Consider the following 14,688-nt stretch of genomic DNA (forward strand, 5'->3'; position numbering starts at 1 on the left):
TGCCGCGACGCACAACGCTCGGCGCGCGCGGCGGGTTTCGGGGAATAAACCCGCCCCGCTCCGCCGCCTCGCGATTCCGTGAGGGCGGATGAAACTCTCAGCCGCCACGCTCCGTTGTCGAGGCAAGGTATGCGCGCGTGACGAATTCATGCGTCATCTTGCAAGTACGCTCCATCCGGCGGAACAGACGATCGATGACATTACCCGACGAGACATCGACCACCACGAATACAACCAGGGACATGCATTCGACGCTTTGGACCGTCGCGCTCGCCAGCGCATTGCTGGGCTTGGTCGCCCTGCCGCGCCGGACGGGGGGCACGGTCGCACGGCCTTCTCCAGCGACCCCGAACGACCCGTCCCGCCAAACTTCCCCGTCCCATGCCGGCCCCGAGGCACGGCAGGTGGCGGCGCGGGAGGCCGACCGCGGCCGGGGCGCCCGGACGCCCTCGGACATTCCCGCCAAGGGCTGGAAGGATATCGGCCTGCGGGTGTTCCACGACGTCTCGGAGAACAACATCGTCTCGGTCGCCGCCGGAGTGACGTTCTACGTGCTGCTGGCGATCTTCCCCGCCATCGCGGCCCTGGTGTCCTGCTATGGACTGGTGGCGGACGTGGTCACCATCAACGAGCATTTGCAGACCCTGCAGGGGGTGGTTCCCTCCGGCGCCCTCGACATCATCGGCGAGCAGGTGAAGCGCATCGCCGCCAAGGGCGACACCACGCTGGGGCTGACCTTCTTCACCGGCATCGTGCTGTCGCTGTGGAGCGCCAACGGCGGCATGAAGGCGGTCTTCTCCGCGCTCAACATCGTCTACGAGGAGCGCGAAACGCGCAGCTTCATCTGGCTCAACCTGCGCTCCCTCGCCTTCACGGGCGGCGCGCTGCTGTTCATCATCCTGGCGCTGGTCGGCATCGTCGTGGTGCCGGCCGCGATCAACATCATCGGCCTGAGCTCGGAGGCCTGGTACATCGCCCTGCTGCGCTGGCCGGTGCTGCTCGCCGCCGTGCTGGGCGGCCTCGCCCTGCTCTATCGCTACGGCCCGAGCCGCGACGCGCCGCGCTGGCGCTGGGTGACCTGGGGCAGCGCCGTCGCGGCGGTGGCCTGGCTGATCACCTCGCTCGGCTTCTCCTGGTACGTCGCCAATTTCGGCAAGTACAACGAGACCTACGGCTCGCTGGGCGCCGTGATCGGCTTCATGACCTGGATCTGGATCTCGACCACGATCGTGCTCGTCGGCGCCGAGATCAACGCCGAGATGGAGCACCAGACCGAGGCCGACACCACCCGCGGACCCGAGCAGCCTTTGGGCACCCGCGACGCCCAGATGGCCGATACGGTGGGGGCGGCGACCTGAAGGGAGCCCTTCAGCTCGGCACCGATTTCGAGTACGGTCGCGGCATGGATCGCAGCACAGCCCTTGATATCCTTCGTGCACACGAGGCTGCGTTGCGCGAGCGTGGCGTCCTGCATGCCGCCCTCTTCGGCTCGGTTGCGCGCGGCGAGGCGCATGCCGGAAGCGATCTCGATATTCTGATCGACATCGATGAAACCACCATCCGGGATGTTTACGGATATGTCGGCGTCATCGGGTTCATCGCCGATCTGTTCCCCATCGAAGTGGACGTTGCAACGCGCTCGATGCTGAGACCTCACGTACGTCCCAGAGCCGAGCGCGACGCGATCCATGCTTTCTGAGCGTGGACGTCGCGCCCTTCTCGGCATCATCGAAAACGTCGAGGCCGCTCAGGATTTCACCGCAGACCTGAGCTTCGAAGATTTTGCCGACAACCGGCTCCTCCTCTACGGCGTGACGCGTTGCCTCGAGATCATTTCGGAGGCGAGCCGGCGCGTCGACGAAGAAACACGGAGACGGAACCCCCATATTCCATGGCGGCAGATCGCCGATTCGGGGAACGTCTATCGGCATCGATACGAGCGTGTCTCGGCAAAGCTCCTCTGGGGGACCGTCCATGAGGCATTGCCTGACATTCTGACGGTATGCCGGAACGAACTGCACGCCGACGAATGATTGTCGTGGCGCCATCGCCACTTCCTTTCTCTTTCTATTGATGGATCGATGACCGCTCCCGCCTCCGCTCCCGTCGGCCCCGGCGATCAGATCATCCTGGTCGACGGCTCGTCATTCATCTTCCGGGCCTACTTCCAGTCGATCAACCAGGACCAGAAGTACAACACCCGGCCCTCGGACGGCCTGCCGACCGGGGCGGTGCGGCTGTTCTGCACCAAGATCGCCCAGTTCGTGCAGGAGGGGGCCGCCGGCGTGATGCCGACGCACCTCGCCATCGTGTTCGACAAGTCGGAGGGCTCGTTCCGCAAGGAGATGTTTCCCGACTACAAGGGCCACCGGCCGGATGCGCCGGACGACCTCAAGCGCCAGATGCCGCTGATGCGCGACGCGGTGCGGGCCTTCGGCCTGCAGCCGATCGAGCTGATCCGCTACGAGGCCGACGACCTGATCGCCACCTATTCGCGTCAGGCCGAGGCGCGGGGCGCCGGCGTCATCATCGTGTCCTCCGACAAGGACCTGATGCAGCTCGTCGGCCCCCTCGTGCGGTTCTACGATTTCGAATCCGGCTCCAAGGGCAAGGCCGGCTACCGGCCCGAGCGCAATCTCGACCGCGACGCCATCATCGCCAAGTGGGAAGGCCTTCAGCCGGAGCAGATCGGCGATGCCCTGGCGCTGATCGGCGACACCTCGGACAACGTGCCGGGCGTGCCCGGTATCGGCCTGAAGACGGCCGCCGCCCTGATCAAGGAATACGGCAGCCTCGACGCGCTGCTGGAGCGCGCCGCCGAGATCAAGCAGCCCAAACGCCGCGAAACCCTGCTGGCCAGCATCGATCAGGCCCGGCTCTCGCGAAAGCTGGTGGCGCTCGAAGAGAACGTGCCGGTTCCGATCCCCCTCGACGACCTGCGGCTGCCCAAGCCCGATCCGCAGAAGCTCGTCGGCTTTCTCAAGGCGATGGAGTTCAACACCCTGACGCGGCGCATCGCCCAGATGCTCCATGTCGACCCGGAGGCGGTGCAGCCCGACCCGGCCCTGCTGCCGAACCGGGAGCCCGAGCCCGACGCACCGTTCTTCCCCGACGCTCACGGCGATCCCGTTCCGGTCGATCCCGAGACCGCGTCCGGCGCCGGGCAGGCCGAGATCGACCCCTTCGCCGATCTCGGCCTGCCCGACGTCGCGCCGAAGCCCCGCGGGTCGTCCGAGCCGACGCCCGCCAACCTCGTGGCGGCCCGGGCGGCGGAATCGGTCAAGCCGTTCGACACGGCGGCCTACGAGACGATCGGGTCGGTCGAACAACTCGATGCCTGGATCGCCGAGGCCGAGGAGGCCGGCGTGATCGCCGTCGACACCGAGACGGATTCCCTCGACGCCAACAGCGCCAACCTCGTCGGCATCTCGCTCTGCGTCGCACCGGGCCGGGCGGCCTACATCCCGCTCCGGCACGTGGAGCCCGTGACGGGTGCGGAGGGTGACCTGTTCGGCGACGCCAAGGCGGCCACCGACGTGTTCCAGCCGCTGGCGGGCCAGATCGCCGTCAAGGTCGTGATCGAGCGCCTGAAGCCGTTGCTCGAAAATCCCGGCGTGCTCAAGGTCGGCCAGAACCTGAAATACGACTTCGCCGTGCTCGGCCGCTCCGGCATCCGGGTGGCGCCCTTCGACGACACCATGCTGATCTCCTACGTGCTCGATGCCGGCAAGGGCGGCCACGGCATGGACGAACTCGCCCGCCGCCATCTCGGTCACCAGCCCATCACCTTCTCGGACGTGGCCGGCACCGGGCGGGCCAAGGTCACCTTCGACCGGGTGCCCCTCGACAAGGCCACCGCCTACGCGGCCGAGGATGCGGACGTCACCCTGCGCCTGTGGCGGATGATGAAGCCCCGCCTCGTGGCCGAGAAGCGGGTCGCGGTCTACGAGACCCTGGAGCGTCCGCTGGTGCCGGTGATCGCCCGGATGGAGGCGGAGGGTATCCGCATCGACCGCAACATGCTGAGCCGCCTGTCGGGCGATTTCTCGCAGATCCTGGTGCGCCTCGAGGAGGAGATCCAGGCGGATGCGGGCGAAACATTCCAGGTCTCGTCGCCGAAGCAGATCGGCGACATCCTGTTCGGCAAGATGGGACTGCCCGGTGCCAAGAAGACGCCGTCGGGCCAGTGGGCCACACCCGCGACCCTGCTGGAGGAGCTGGCCCAGGCCGGTCACGACCTTCCGAAGAAGATCCTCGAATGGCGCCAGCTCGCCAAGCTGAAATCCACCTACACGGATTCGCTGCAGGTCCACGCCAACCGCGAGACCGACCGGGTCCACACCTCGTTCTCGCTCGCCGCCACCACCACGGGCCGGCTCTCCTCCTCGGAGCCGAACCTGCAGAACATCCCGATCCGCACGGAGGAGGGGCGCCGCATCCGCCGCGCCTTCGTGGCCCAGGAGGGCAACCGCCTGATCTCGGCCGATTACAGCCAGATCGAGCTGCGCCTGCTCGCCCACATCGCCGATATCCCACAGCTGCGCCAGGCCTTCGCGGACGGCATCGACATCCACGCGGCCACCGCCAGCGCGATGTTCGGGGTGCCCCTGTCGGAGATGACGCCGGACCTGCGGCGGCGCGCCAAGACCATCAACTTCGGCATCATCTACGGCATTTCGGCCTTCGGCCTCGCCGACCGCCTCGGCATCGGCCGCGAGGAGGCCGGCGCCTTCATCAAGCAGTATTTCGAGCGCTTCCCCGGCATCCGCGCCTATATCGACGACACCAAGCGCCGGTGCCGCGATCTCGGCTACGTCACCACCCTGTTCGGCCGCGTCTGCCACTATCCGCAGATCCGATCGAACAACCCGAACGAGCGGGCCAGCGTCGAGCGTCAGGCCATCAACGCCCCGATCCAGGGCTCGGCCGCCGACATCATCCGCCGGGCGATGATCCGGATGGAGGATGCTCTGAAGGTCGAAAAGCTGAACCTGCGCATGCTGCTGCAGGTGCATGACGAGCTGGTGTTCGAGGCCCCCGAGGACGAGGTGGAGAAGGCGCTGCCCGTCATCACCCGCATCATGGTCGAGGCCCCGGCCCCAGCCCTGACCCTCAAGGTGCCGCTGGTGGTCGAGGCCCGGGCGGCGATGAACTGGGAGGAGGCGCACTGACGCGCGGATGGCGCCGCGGGGCGACGTCATTCCGCGCGACCGGACCTTGGGCTGGAGTGGCGGCCACGGCCTGACACCCCTCCGCACGCAATGCTCCAATGCGACGCAGGGTTGGAACGGCTCCGGACGTCGGGTGTTGCCGCACCGCAAACGATGTTCGCCAACGGCGCCACCAAGGGTGCCACGGAAAGAGAACCCGCCATGACCAAAACCTTCCTTGCCGCCCTCGGCCTGTCGGTCGCTGCCCTCGCCACCCCGGCCCTGGCCCAGGAGCCCCTGTCGTTCCGCGTCGCCCCGCAGTTCGACGGCAACCAGCCGGCCGTGACCGACACCTCCGACTTCCGCGCCGCCGCTCTTCGCTCGGACGCCGTCAGCATTGAGTCGAGCCGCATCGCCCTCGAGCGGTCGCGCAACCCGCGCGTGCGCCAGTACGCTCACAACGTCCTCGTCGAGCGCAAGGCCACCACTCAGGCGCTGCTGCCCGAGGGCACCTCGCTGACCGCTAGCGGCACCGTGGTGTCGGATTCTCAGCCCTTCGAGACCCGCCTCGACAACCCGGTCGGCGTGATCCTCGCTCCCGTCACCATCTCGGCCGGCATCGCCCAGCGCGTGGTCGGTGGCGTCCTCGGCGGCGTCGGTCTCATCGACAACAGCCCCTCCGAGCCGGGTCGCCGCGTCGCCATCGGCACCGAAGGTCAGGGTCGTATCGATCGCCTGAAGTCGGCCCGCGCCGGACGCGACTTCGACCGCACCTACGTGGACCAGCAGGCTCGGTCGGACGCCCGCACCCTGGGCCTCTACGCCTCCTACGCCCGCAACGGCGACAACGCCCAGGGTCGTGAGTTCGCCAACCAGGCGCTGCCCTACATCGCCGGCGAGCACGCCCACTCGGCCAACCTGGCCGACCGCATCAACTGAGCGCGTCGTCTCCGTTCTGAATGCCGAAGGGCCGCCCCATGGGGCGGCCTTTTTTTCGTTGCGCCGGGGACGCAGCCCGTCGCAGCGGCTTTCGCCCCGGTTCAGGCGGCTGGCACCAGGGCCGCCACCGCCGCGCCGAGGTCGTCGAAATGGGCGATGACCCGGTCGGGGCCGAGTTCGGTGACCGGCCGGTCCGTGTAGCCGAACGGAACCGCCACCACCGGAATGCCGGCGGCCTTGGCCGCGTCGATGTCGGCACGGGAATCGCCCACCATCACGGCGCGGGCGGGATCGCCGCCGGCCTGCGCGATGGTCATCGTGATGTGGCGCGGGTCGGGCTTGAAATAGGGGAAGGTCTCGCGGCCGCAGATGGTGGCGAAGCGGTCGGCGATGCCGAGGAGTTGCAGCAGCCGGATGGCCTGCCCCTCGTACTTGTTGGTGCAGACGGCCAGGAGGAAGCCGCGCGCGTCGAGCGCGTCGAGCGCCTCGACCACGCCGGGGAACAGGTGCGACTGCTCGCACAGGTGGTCGCCGTAATGGGCGATGAAGTCCGAGAACAACGCTTCCAGCCGCTCGGTCGTGAGGGGCTCGCCCGCCGTGGTGAAGCCGCGCTGGATCAGCGCCTTGGCACCGGCGCCGATCATGTCGCGGGCCTGCTCCAGGGGCAGCGCCTGAAGCCCCTCGCGCCGCAGGATGACGTTGAGCGTGCCGATGAGATCGCCGGCGGTCTCGGCCAGGGTTCCGTCGAGGTCGAAGACGGCGATGGGCGGCAAGGCGGTCATGAGCGGAGGGGCAGTCATGGACGGGGAGGCAGTCATGGGCGGAGGGGCGGTCATGGGCACTCGCAGAAGGGACGCGCGCGGGACGGAAGGCGCCGCGAGGCGGATCGGGACGGGGACCATCGCCGCAGGCGTGAGGCCGGGGGGATGCCGGGGCTGTACCCCATCCTGCCGCGCGCCGCGAGATGTGTGCTGCCGCGGGGGCTCCGAAGGGCTTGCTGCCGTTGGCCCCGAAGGGCTTGCTGCCGTTGGCCCCGAAAGGCTTGGCCTTTGGCGGTGGACAGGTGCGCCGGGCATGGAACCTCCGTCGCCGTCGCACTTGCCTCCGCGTCTCAGGCTCCTGTACGGTCCCCTCCATCGACGGCCGGGGGGCCGCTGCCCATCACCGAGAATCGCCCTTCTGCCCGTGCCATCGGCCGGGGTTCGGGGCGTATTGCGAGTCGCTGGGGCAGATGCGGACGATTTCGGAGGGGGCGATGATGGAAACGGTCCCGGGTTGGTCAGACGAGCGGGTCGAGCTGCTGCGTCGCCTGTGGGAAGACGGCCTGAGCGCCAGCCAGATCGCCACGCAGCTCGGCAGCGTCACCCGCAATGCGGTGATCGGCAAGGTGCACCGGCTCGGGCTCTCGGGCCGGGTCAAGTCGGCGGAGGCGCCCGGCGTGGCGCCGCGCAAGATCGGCCGTGAGACGGAGCCGGAGGCGGAGATGCCCGTCGCGGTTGTCGCCGAGACGGACGGCGCGCCTGCCCGCTTCGAAGGCGCGCCCGCCGCACCGACGCTGGTGGCACCGGTGTCCCTGTCGATCACCCGTCGGGTGACGATCATGGACCTGCGGGAGTCGATGTGCCGCTGGCCGATCGGCGACCCGACCTCGCCCGACTTCCACTATTGCGGCGATCGCGCGATCACCGGCCTGCCCTATTGCACCGCCCACGCGCAGATCGCCTATCAGCCGGCGGCCGAGCGCAAGCGCGACCGGCGCGTGGGCGGCTTTCGCTGATCCGACACCTTGCGGGCCGAGGCAGAGGGGCCAAAAGCCCTGCCGGCAAAGTCCCGCGAGACGGCACGGTTTCGAGACTTCGTGCGTTGATCCCCGTCGCCGGTTCCCGATCGGCGCAAGAAGGTGACGCGCCGTGACGGAGCCGACGAGCACGATCGATGCCGACGAAGCCGCTTTCCTCGACCTGCATGGGCAGCGCGAGGAACTGGAGCGGCAATTGGCGCTGGTTCAGCTGAAGCGGCAGTTCGGCCCCGGTCAGGATGCGATCGATCAGGCCACGGCCGACGAGCAGTCCCTGCTGGTCAGCCTGGACCGGGTCATGACTCTGATCCGAGCCGCCGAATATAAGCGCCTGCCGAACGCGCGACGCTGGTAGACGCGCTCAGTCGAAGCGACGCCGGTCGCGCTCCTTGTGCCGAAGGCGCAGGAGAAGGTCGATCTGGCTGTCGGGGATCGGCTGCGTGTCGCAGGTCTCCTCGTAGATCGAACGGAGCGCGGTCCCGAGACGATGACGCGTGTCGTCGGTCAGGCTGGGCTGGCAGGCGTTCATACCGTCCTCCCGCATGTCGCCGTCGCTTACTCTCTGGTCCAACGTCTCAGTCCCTCGTTCGAGCGATCCAACGCCGGCGCCGAATCGGAGCGCACTTGTGGTTTAGCGAGTGTCACCGAACATGGTTAAGAAAACGTTAACCCTGGGTTGCCCAGCTGCCAGAGGCGTCGGCGGTCAGACGTTGCCCATCAGGCTTCGGCTGCCTGAAGCAGGCGGGCTGCGGCGGCCCGGGCCTCGTCGGTGACGGTGGCGCCGGCGAGCATGCGGGCGATCTCCTCACGGCGGGCCGGCGCTTCCAGGGACGAGACCTGCGTGGCGACCCGGTCGCTGCCCTTGACCGGGTCCTTGGCGATCAGGAAATGCGTTTCCGCCCGGGCGGCGACCTGCGGCGCATGCGTCACCGCCACCACCTGCACCTGCGTGGCGAGGCGCCCGAGCCGGGCGCCGATGGCGTCGGCCACGGCGCCGCCGACGCCGGTGTCGATCTCGTCGAAGATCAGGGTCGGGGCCGAGCCCTTGTCGGCCAGCACCACCTTGAGGGCAAGCATGAAGCGCGAAAGTTCGCCACCCGAGGCGACCTTCATCATCGGTCCCGGCCGGGTGCCCGGATTGGTCTGGGCCCAGAACTCCACGCGGTCGTAGCCGGAGGGATCGCGCGAGTCCGGATCGGTGGCGATCTCGGTGATGAAGCGGGCGCGCTCCAGCTTGAGCGGCGGCAGTTCGGCCTTGACCGCCGCGTCGAGAGCCTTGGCGGCGCGCTTGCGCCCTTCGGTCAGCTTGGCGGCCGCCTTGGCGTAGGCCGCCTCGGCTGCCGCGAGGGTGCCCTCGAGTCCACCCAGGGCCTCGGCGCCGGCATCGATTGCCGCCACATCGGCCGCGTAGCGCTCGCGCAGAGCCGCGAGGTCGTCCACCGGCACCTGGTACTTGCGCCCGGCGGCGCGGAGCGCGAACAGGCGCTCCTCCACCCGTTCCAGCTCGCGCGGATCGAACTCCGCCTCGCGCAAAGCCGCGTCGAGAACCGTGTGGGCCTCGTCGAGGGCGGTCAGGGCCGCATCCAGGGCGGCGACGCAGGGCTCGACCAGGGCCGGCAGCTGCGACGCCCGCCGCTCCAGCTTGCGCAGGGCCGAGGACAGGTGGGAGACGATGCCGCCGCCCGAGGCTTCGATCGCCTCGTTCAGTTCGCGGGCGACCTTCTCGCTCTGCTGCATCACCGTGCGGCGCTCGGCCAGCGTCGTCTCCTCGCTCGGCTCCGGGGCCAGCGTCTCCAGTTCCGCCACGGCGTGCCGGAGGAAATCGGATTCTTTGGCGGCGGCCTCGACGCGGGCGCGGTGCTCGGCCAGAGCGCTGCGGGCAGCCTTCACCCGCCGGGCCGCCTCGCCGACCTGGGTCAGAGGCCCCTGCAGGCCCCCGAACGCATCGAGGATGGCCCGGTGGGTGGTGGGATCGGCCAGGGCCCGATCGTCGTGCTGTCCGTGGATCTCCACCAGGGCTGCGCCGATGGCCCGCAGGACCTGCACGCCCACCGCCTGGTCGTTGATGAAGGCCCGGGTGCGCCCATCGGCCATCTGCACGCGGCGCAGGATCAGGTCGCCCTCGGTGTCGATCTCGGCCTGCGCCGCGAGCGTGCGCGCCGGATGGTCGAGGGGCACGTCGAACACCGCGGTGACGGCGCCCTGCCCTTCCCCATGGCGCACGAGGCGGCCGTCGCCGCGGCCGCCGAGGGCCAGCGCGAAGGCATCGAGCAGGATCGACTTACCCGCACCCGTTTCACCGGTGAGGACGCTGAGGCCCTCGCGGAAATTCAGGACGAGCTTGTCGATGAGAACGATGTCGCGGATCGCGAGCTGGCTCAGCATGCCGCGTCTGGGGTCCCGTTGTGAACGCTGGCGCTGTCTTTACGGCGAAGTGCCGCCGGCTTCACGCAAAAAGATGCCGCCCCCACGGGGAGCGGCAAAGCGGCACGCGGATCGCCGGACGGGCGCCGGAACGGCGTCGGGCCTACTGGGCCTCGGCGGTGCGCCCGATGACGCCGCGATAGACCTTGCTGATCCACGAGGTCTTCTCCTCGCGCGGCTCCAGGCCCCCGTTCTGCAGGAGCGCGTGGGCGTCCTTGTACCAGGGGCTGTCGGGGAAGTTATGCCCGAGCACGGCGGCGGAGGTCTGAGCCTCCTGGGTCAGGCCGAGAGCCATGTAGGCCTCGGTCAGACGCTCGAGGGCTTCCTCGGCGTGCCGGGTCGTCTGGTACTTGCTGACCACGTCGCGAAACCGGTTGATCGCGGCCGGGAAGTTGCGGCGCTCCAGGTAGAAGCGACCGACCTCCATCTCCTTGCCGGCGAGCTGGTCGCGGGTGATCTGGATCTTGGCCTTGGCGTCGGCGGCGTATTCCGAGGTCGGATACTTCTGGACGAGCTCCTGCAGGCCGGCCAGCGCCTTCTCGGAGCGGTCCTGGTCGCGGGTCACGTCGGGGATCTGCTTGTAGTGCGACATCGCCATCAGGTACTGGGCGTAGGCCGCGTCCTTGCTGGCCGGATGGCGCTGAAGGTAGCGCTTCGACGCGTTGATCGCGTCGTCGTACTTGGCGCCCTCGTAATTCGAGTAGGCGGTCATCAGCAGCGCTTTGCGCGACCAGTCCGAGTAGCTGTAGGCCTTGTCGAGTTCACCGAACTTCTTCGAGGCGCCCTCGTAGTCCTTGTCCTCCATCCGCGCCAAGCCCTCACTGTAGAGCTTGTCGGCGGGAACATCCGGGATGACTTCGGGCTTGTACTTTTCGGCAAAGGGATTGATCGAATCGAGGGCGTCGCAGCCGCCGAGCCCGAAGCCCATCACGGTCACCAGCACGGCCGCCATCGCACCGCGGTTGGGATGAGTAAGGCGCATTCCGGTCTTCCCCCAACAGACGGGTCCGTTTTTGGACACGCGTCGTCACGCCATCACTAAAGGTCGGTCGCGTGGCTGACGGCCTCATGCCACGATCCGGGTGCGCTGCACACCGGACGGACGTCCCGTTTCACGCTCGCTTCACCGTGAAGCGCGATTTGGGCGTGAAAGCGGCGGGCGGGCTGAACCCTTAACAGAAACGACCGATGTGTCGGTGGCGCTACAGATCGCCGACGAAGGCGGCCATGCCGAGGCTGGCTCCGAATTCGGTCAGGCTGGTCTCGCGGCGGGCGCCGGGCGCCTCGACGATGGCGTAGTTGGCGCGATCGGAGAACAGGGCGGTGAGGATGCCGACATTCATACGATGGCCGCCGCAATAGGAGCGGTAGCCGCCCTGGATCGGCAGGCCGGCCAGAGCCAGGTCGCCGACCGCATCGAGGAACTTGTGCCGGACGAACTCGTCGGCGTAGCGCAGGCCCTCGGGGTTGACCACGGCGGTCTCCCCGACCGCGACGGTGTTCTCCAGGGAAGCGCCGAGGGCGAAGCCCGCCTTCCAGTAGCGCTCCACATCCCGCATCATGCCGAAGGTCCGGGCGCCGGCGATCTCGCGGCGATAGGCGGCGGGGGTCAGGTCCATCGCCTTGCGGCTGCGGCCGATCACCGGGTTCTCGAAATCGATCTCGACATCGAGGCGGAAGCCCCGGTCGATGGGGCGGAGTTCGGCGAAGGCGCGGCCGACCTCGATGCGGACGGAGCGGAGAACCTTGATCCAGCGCCGGGGGGCGCCGCAGGTCCCGATGCCGACGGCGTCGATGGCCTCGACGTAGGGACGCGCGCTGCCGTCGAGAATGGGCATCTCGGGGCCGTCGATCTCGACCAGGACGTTGTCGATCCCGAGACCGTAGAGCGCCGACATCAGGTGCTCGATGGTGGCGACGGCGCCGCTCTCGACATCACCGATCACGGTGCAGAGCTCGGTGGCAGAGACGCAGGCGTGGTGGGCCTTGATGAGCCGGTCGTTGCCGGTGGCCATTCCGGTGCGGAGGAAGGCGATTCCGTGATTGGCGGGCGCTGGATGCAGCGTGATCTCGACCGGGTTCCCGGAGTGGACGCCGATGCCGCTCAGGGTCGCGGGGGCTTTGAGAGTTGTCTGTTGGTTCGTTCGCATTCCATAGCCCTCGGCCGTGATCAGGCGCGCCCATCCCGTTGAGATGCGCTTTTCGCCCTTGTCGATCCGTCCGCTGCTTGAAGCCCCTGCCGGCGCTTGACGGCCGAAACCGCCGCGCCTTTTCGTTCCAAAATTCGTATAGCCGCGCCTCAAAGGCAGGCCAAATCACGGATTCTTACGCTCTGTTACAGTCCCGGTTTCCGACAGAGAATCAGAAACCCATTTTGGCACAGTAGGTTAACAACAAGCATAGCCCGGAGCTGTGAGGCTCCGGGCCTGTGGCTGAAATATCTCAGCCGGCGGGTAGAGGGCCGGTCGGCCCCCGTCTCAGTTGGCCTGGCGGCGCAGGAAGGCCGGGATTTCGAGCTGATCGTCGTCCATCATCCGGGACTGGGGCGCGACGCGACCCTGCGGATCGAGGTTGCCCTGAGCCGGACGGTAGGCCGGCGGAGCCTGGACGGGGGCGCGCTTGGGATACTCGGCCGGAGCGGCCGCCTGGGGAGCCGGAGCGGCGGGCGCCCGCATCTGCGGGGCCGGCGCGGCCTCGGTCTCCTCGCGGCGTCCACCGAAGCCGACCGTCGCGAGACGCCGCAGCAGGGTCATGCGCTTGGAGTCGCCGGCCGGCTCGGCCGCCGGCTGCTCCTCGCGGGCCCGCAGCTGGGCCTGGGCCGGCAGCGGCAGGTCCTGGATCTGCGGCATGCGCGGCGCGCGGGCGACCGCCACCGCCGGGCGCGGCGGCACGAACGGGCCGGCGGCATGCTGCAGGACCGGCTCGGGCGCCGGCAGCGGCGCGAGCTCGTAGGCCATGGCGGCGCGGGGCTGCGTCTGGGTCAGCATCACCTCGTCACGCATCACCGGAGCCTGGGGCAGCTCCACCCGCATCGGCTCGGGGGCGAGGGCCACCGGCTCGGGCGCACGGAGGGTCTGCTGCACCGGGGCCTGGGCCGGAATGGCCTGAACCGGAGCCGGAGCGGCCGACGGGGCGGACGGAGCCGCTACGGAACCGTCCTGTCCGGCGGGGCGAAAGGTCGGCGCGGGCTGTGCGGCCCGCGCCCTCGCTTCCGCACGCAGGCGCTCGGCGACTTCGGCGATGCGCTGCTCGGTCTGCACGATGTCGGGGTTGTTCTGGGAGTTGGCGGCGATCAGCGCCGGCTCGATGCCGGTGGCGACCACCGAGACCCGGATGATGCCGTCGAGGCTCTCGTCGAAGGTCGCGCCCAGGATGATGTTGGCGTCCGAATCCACTTCCTCGCGGATGCGGGTGGCGGCCTCGTCGAGCTCGTAGAGGGTGAGGTCGTTGCCGCCGGTGATCGAGATCAGCAGGCCGCGTGCGCCCTTCATCGAGACGTCGTCGAGGAGCGGGTTGGCGATCGCGGCTTCCGCGGCGCGATTGGCGCGGTTCTCGCCCGAGGCCTCGCCGGTGCCCATCATGGCCTTGCCCATGCCGCGCATGATGGCGCGGACGTCGGCGAAGTCGAGGTTAATCAGGCCTTCCTTGACCATCAGGTCGGTGATGCAGGCGACGCCGGAATAGAGCACCTGGTCGGCCATCGCGAAGGCGTCGGCGAAGGTGGTCTTCTCGTTGGCGACCCGGAACAGATTCTGGTTCGGGATGACGATCAGGGTGTCGACGGCGGCCTGCAGCTCCTGGATGCCGGCCTCGGCGGTGCGCATGCGGCGCACACCCTCGAACTGGAACGGCTTGGTCACGACACCGACGGTGAGGATGCCCATGTCGCGGGCGGCGCGGGCGATGACGGGGGCCGCACCGGTGCCGGTGCCGCCGCCCATGCCGGCGGTGATGAAGCACATGTGGGCGCCCGAGAGCTGGTCCCGGATCTCGTCGATGACCTCATCGGCCGCCGCCGAGCCGACCTCGGGGTGCGAACCGGCGCCGAGCCCCTGGGTGACGCCGAGACCCATCTGGATCACGCGCTCGGCCTTCGAGGAGGTGAGCGCCTGGGCGTCGGTGTTGGCGACCACGAACTCGCAGCCGAGAAGGCCGGATTCGATCATGTTGTTGACGGCGTTGCCGCCGGCTCCGCCGACACCGAAGACGGTGATGCGGGGCTTGAGTTCACGGATATCCGGCGCCTGCAGACTGATGGCCATGGTGTCGAGCCTCTCGTGCCTTTCACGTTTCATTTGACGCCTCGGTTGAGGGAGGCGCCGATTCTCGTCTGGCCGTTCGCACCCACCCCGATACCCGGGGTTTGGGGCGCGACGG

Annotated in this window: 13 protein-coding genes; 7 read left to right on the forward strand and 6 right to left on the reverse strand. The window is 68.7% G+C overall.

Annotation, left to right across the window (positions count from 1 at the left end; all coding sequences use genetic code 11):
* The first annotated feature begins 242 nt into the window (after positions 1–242).
* The 5 genes from ASF60_RS05770 (at position 243) to ASF60_RS05790 (ending at position 6,089) form a co-directional block, all read left to right on the forward strand.
* The gene (locus ASF60_RS05770) at positions 243–1,358 is read left to right on the forward strand and encodes a YihY/virulence factor BrkB family protein (protein WP_056181733.1); all 1,116 of its coding nucleotides are present in this window, start codon (positions 243–245) and stop codon (positions 1,356–1,358) included.
* Between the two features lie 44 nt (positions 1,359–1,402).
* Positions 1,403–1,699, forward strand: a complete 297-nt coding sequence (locus ASF60_RS05775) for a nucleotidyltransferase family protein (RefSeq protein ID WP_056181735.1) — start codon at positions 1,403–1,405, stop codon at positions 1,697–1,699.
* The gene (locus tag ASF60_RS05780) at positions 1,689–2,033 is read left to right on the forward strand and encodes a HepT-like ribonuclease domain-containing protein (protein WP_056181738.1); all 345 of its coding nucleotides are present in this window, start codon (positions 1,689–1,691) and stop codon (positions 2,031–2,033) included. Before ASF60_RS05775 ends, ASF60_RS05780 begins: the two co-directional genes overlap by 11 nt.
* 48 nt (positions 2,034–2,081) lie before the next feature.
* Positions 2,082–5,171 carry a DNA polymerase I gene (gene polA / locus ASF60_RS05785; RefSeq protein WP_056181741.1) on the forward strand — a complete coding sequence of 1,030 codons (3,090 nt, stop codon included), beginning with the start codon at positions 2,082–2,084 and terminating at the stop codon, positions 5,169–5,171.
* Between the two features lie 201 nt (positions 5,172–5,372).
* The gene (locus ASF60_RS05790; protein WP_056181743.1) at positions 5,373–6,089 is read left to right on the forward strand and encodes a DUF4142 domain-containing protein; all 717 of its coding nucleotides are present in this window, start codon (positions 5,373–5,375) and stop codon (positions 6,087–6,089) included.
* 101 nt (positions 6,090–6,190) lie between these two features.
* Here ASF60_RS05790 and ASF60_RS05795 read toward each other — a convergent pair whose 3' ends face one another.
* Positions 6,191–6,871 (reverse strand): HAD family hydrolase, encoded by a 681-nt coding sequence (locus ASF60_RS05795; RefSeq protein ID WP_056485042.1) that lies wholly within the window; start codon positions 6,869–6,871, stop codon positions 6,191–6,193.
* A gap of 473 nt (positions 6,872–7,344) precedes the next feature.
* Here ASF60_RS05795 and ASF60_RS05800 point away from each other — a divergent pair, with 473 nt between their 5' ends.
* Together ASF60_RS05800 and ASF60_RS05805 are read left to right on the forward strand one after the other, a co-directional pair.
* Positions 7,345–7,866: a GcrA family cell cycle regulator gene (locus ASF60_RS05800; protein WP_056181750.1), complete on the forward strand. Its 522-nt coding sequence runs from the start codon at positions 7,345–7,347 to the stop codon at positions 7,864–7,866.
* Positions 7,867–7,999: 133 nt separating this feature from the next.
* Complete coding sequence (locus tag ASF60_RS05805) at positions 8,000–8,242, forward strand: hypothetical protein (RefSeq protein ID WP_056181753.1); 243 nt, start codon at positions 8,000–8,002, stop codon at positions 8,240–8,242.
* A 6-nt stretch (positions 8,243–8,248) separates the two neighbouring features.
* Here ASF60_RS05805 and ASF60_RS05810 read toward each other — a convergent pair whose 3' ends face one another.
* From ASF60_RS05810 to ftsZ, 5 genes are all read right to left on the reverse strand, one after another.
* Positions 8,249–8,458 carry a hypothetical protein gene (locus ASF60_RS05810; protein WP_244477027.1) on the reverse strand — a complete coding sequence of 70 codons (210 nt, stop codon included), beginning with the start codon at positions 8,456–8,458 and terminating at the stop codon, positions 8,249–8,251.
* 146 nt (positions 8,459–8,604) lie between these two features.
* Positions 8,605–10,272: a DNA repair protein RecN gene (gene recN / locus ASF60_RS05815; protein ID WP_056181760.1), complete on the reverse strand. Its 1,668-nt coding sequence runs from the start codon at positions 10,270–10,272 to the stop codon at positions 8,605–8,607.
* A gap of 142 nt (positions 10,273–10,414) precedes the next feature.
* On the reverse strand, positions 10,415–11,293 hold the full coding sequence (locus ASF60_RS05820) for an outer membrane protein assembly factor BamD (RefSeq protein WP_056181763.1): 879 nt from the start codon (positions 11,291–11,293) through the stop codon (positions 10,415–10,417).
* Between the two features lie 220 nt (positions 11,294–11,513).
* The gene (gene lpxC / locus ASF60_RS05825) at positions 11,514–12,461 is read right to left on the reverse strand and encodes a UDP-3-O-acyl-N-acetylglucosamine deacetylase (protein ID WP_056181765.1); all 948 of its coding nucleotides are present in this window, start codon (positions 12,459–12,461) and stop codon (positions 11,514–11,516) included.
* 327 nt (positions 12,462–12,788) lie between these two features.
* Positions 12,789–14,573, reverse strand: a complete 1,785-nt coding sequence (gene ftsZ / locus ASF60_RS05830; protein ID WP_056181768.1) for a cell division protein FtsZ — start codon at positions 14,571–14,573, stop codon at positions 12,789–12,791.
* Between the last annotated feature and the right edge of the window lie 115 nt (positions 14,574–14,688).

This window comes from Methylobacterium sp. Leaf113 (assembly GCF_001423325.1).
Classification (GTDB): domain Bacteria; phylum Pseudomonadota; class Alphaproteobacteria; order Rhizobiales; family Beijerinckiaceae; genus Methylobacterium.

Bases quoted from the DNA above. Each gene is read 5' to 3' on its own strand.
- ASF60_RS05770 (WP_056181733.1), top strand. From the start codon at position 243: ATGCATTCGACGCTTTGGACCGTCGCGCTCGCCAGCGCATTGCTGGGC.
- ASF60_RS05775 (WP_056181735.1), top strand. From the start codon at position 1,403: ATGGATCGCAGCACAGCCCTTGATATCCTTCGTGCACACGAGGCTGCG.
- ASF60_RS05780 (WP_056181738.1), top strand. From the start codon at position 1,689: ATGCTTTCTGAGCGTGGACGTCGCGCCCTTCTCGGCATCATCGAAAAC.
- polA (WP_056181741.1), top strand. From the start codon at position 2,082: ATGACCGCTCCCGCCTCCGCTCCCGTCGGCCCCGGCGATCAGATCATC.
- ASF60_RS05790 (WP_056181743.1), top strand. From the start codon at position 5,373: ATGACCAAAACCTTCCTTGCCGCCCTCGGCCTGTCGGTCGCTGCCCTC.
- ASF60_RS05795 (WP_056485042.1), bottom strand. From the start codon at position 6,871: ATGACCGCCTTGCCGCCCATCGCCGTCTTCGACCTCGACGGAACCCTG.
- ASF60_RS05800 (WP_056181750.1), top strand. From the start codon at position 7,345: ATGATGGAAACGGTCCCGGGTTGGTCAGACGAGCGGGTCGAGCTGCTG.
- recN (WP_056181760.1), bottom strand. From the start codon at position 10,272: ATGCTGAGCCAGCTCGCGATCCGCGACATCGTTCTCATCGACAAGCTC.
- ASF60_RS05820 (WP_056181763.1), bottom strand. From the start codon at position 11,293: ATGCGCCTTACTCATCCCAACCGCGGTGCGATGGCGGCCGTGCTGGTG.
- lpxC (WP_056181765.1), bottom strand. From the start codon at position 12,461: ATGCGAACGAACCAACAGACAACTCTCAAAGCCCCCGCGACCCTGAGC.
- ftsZ (WP_056181768.1), bottom strand. From the start codon at position 14,573: ATGGCCATCAGTCTGCAGGCGCCGGATATCCGTGAACTCAAGCCCCGC.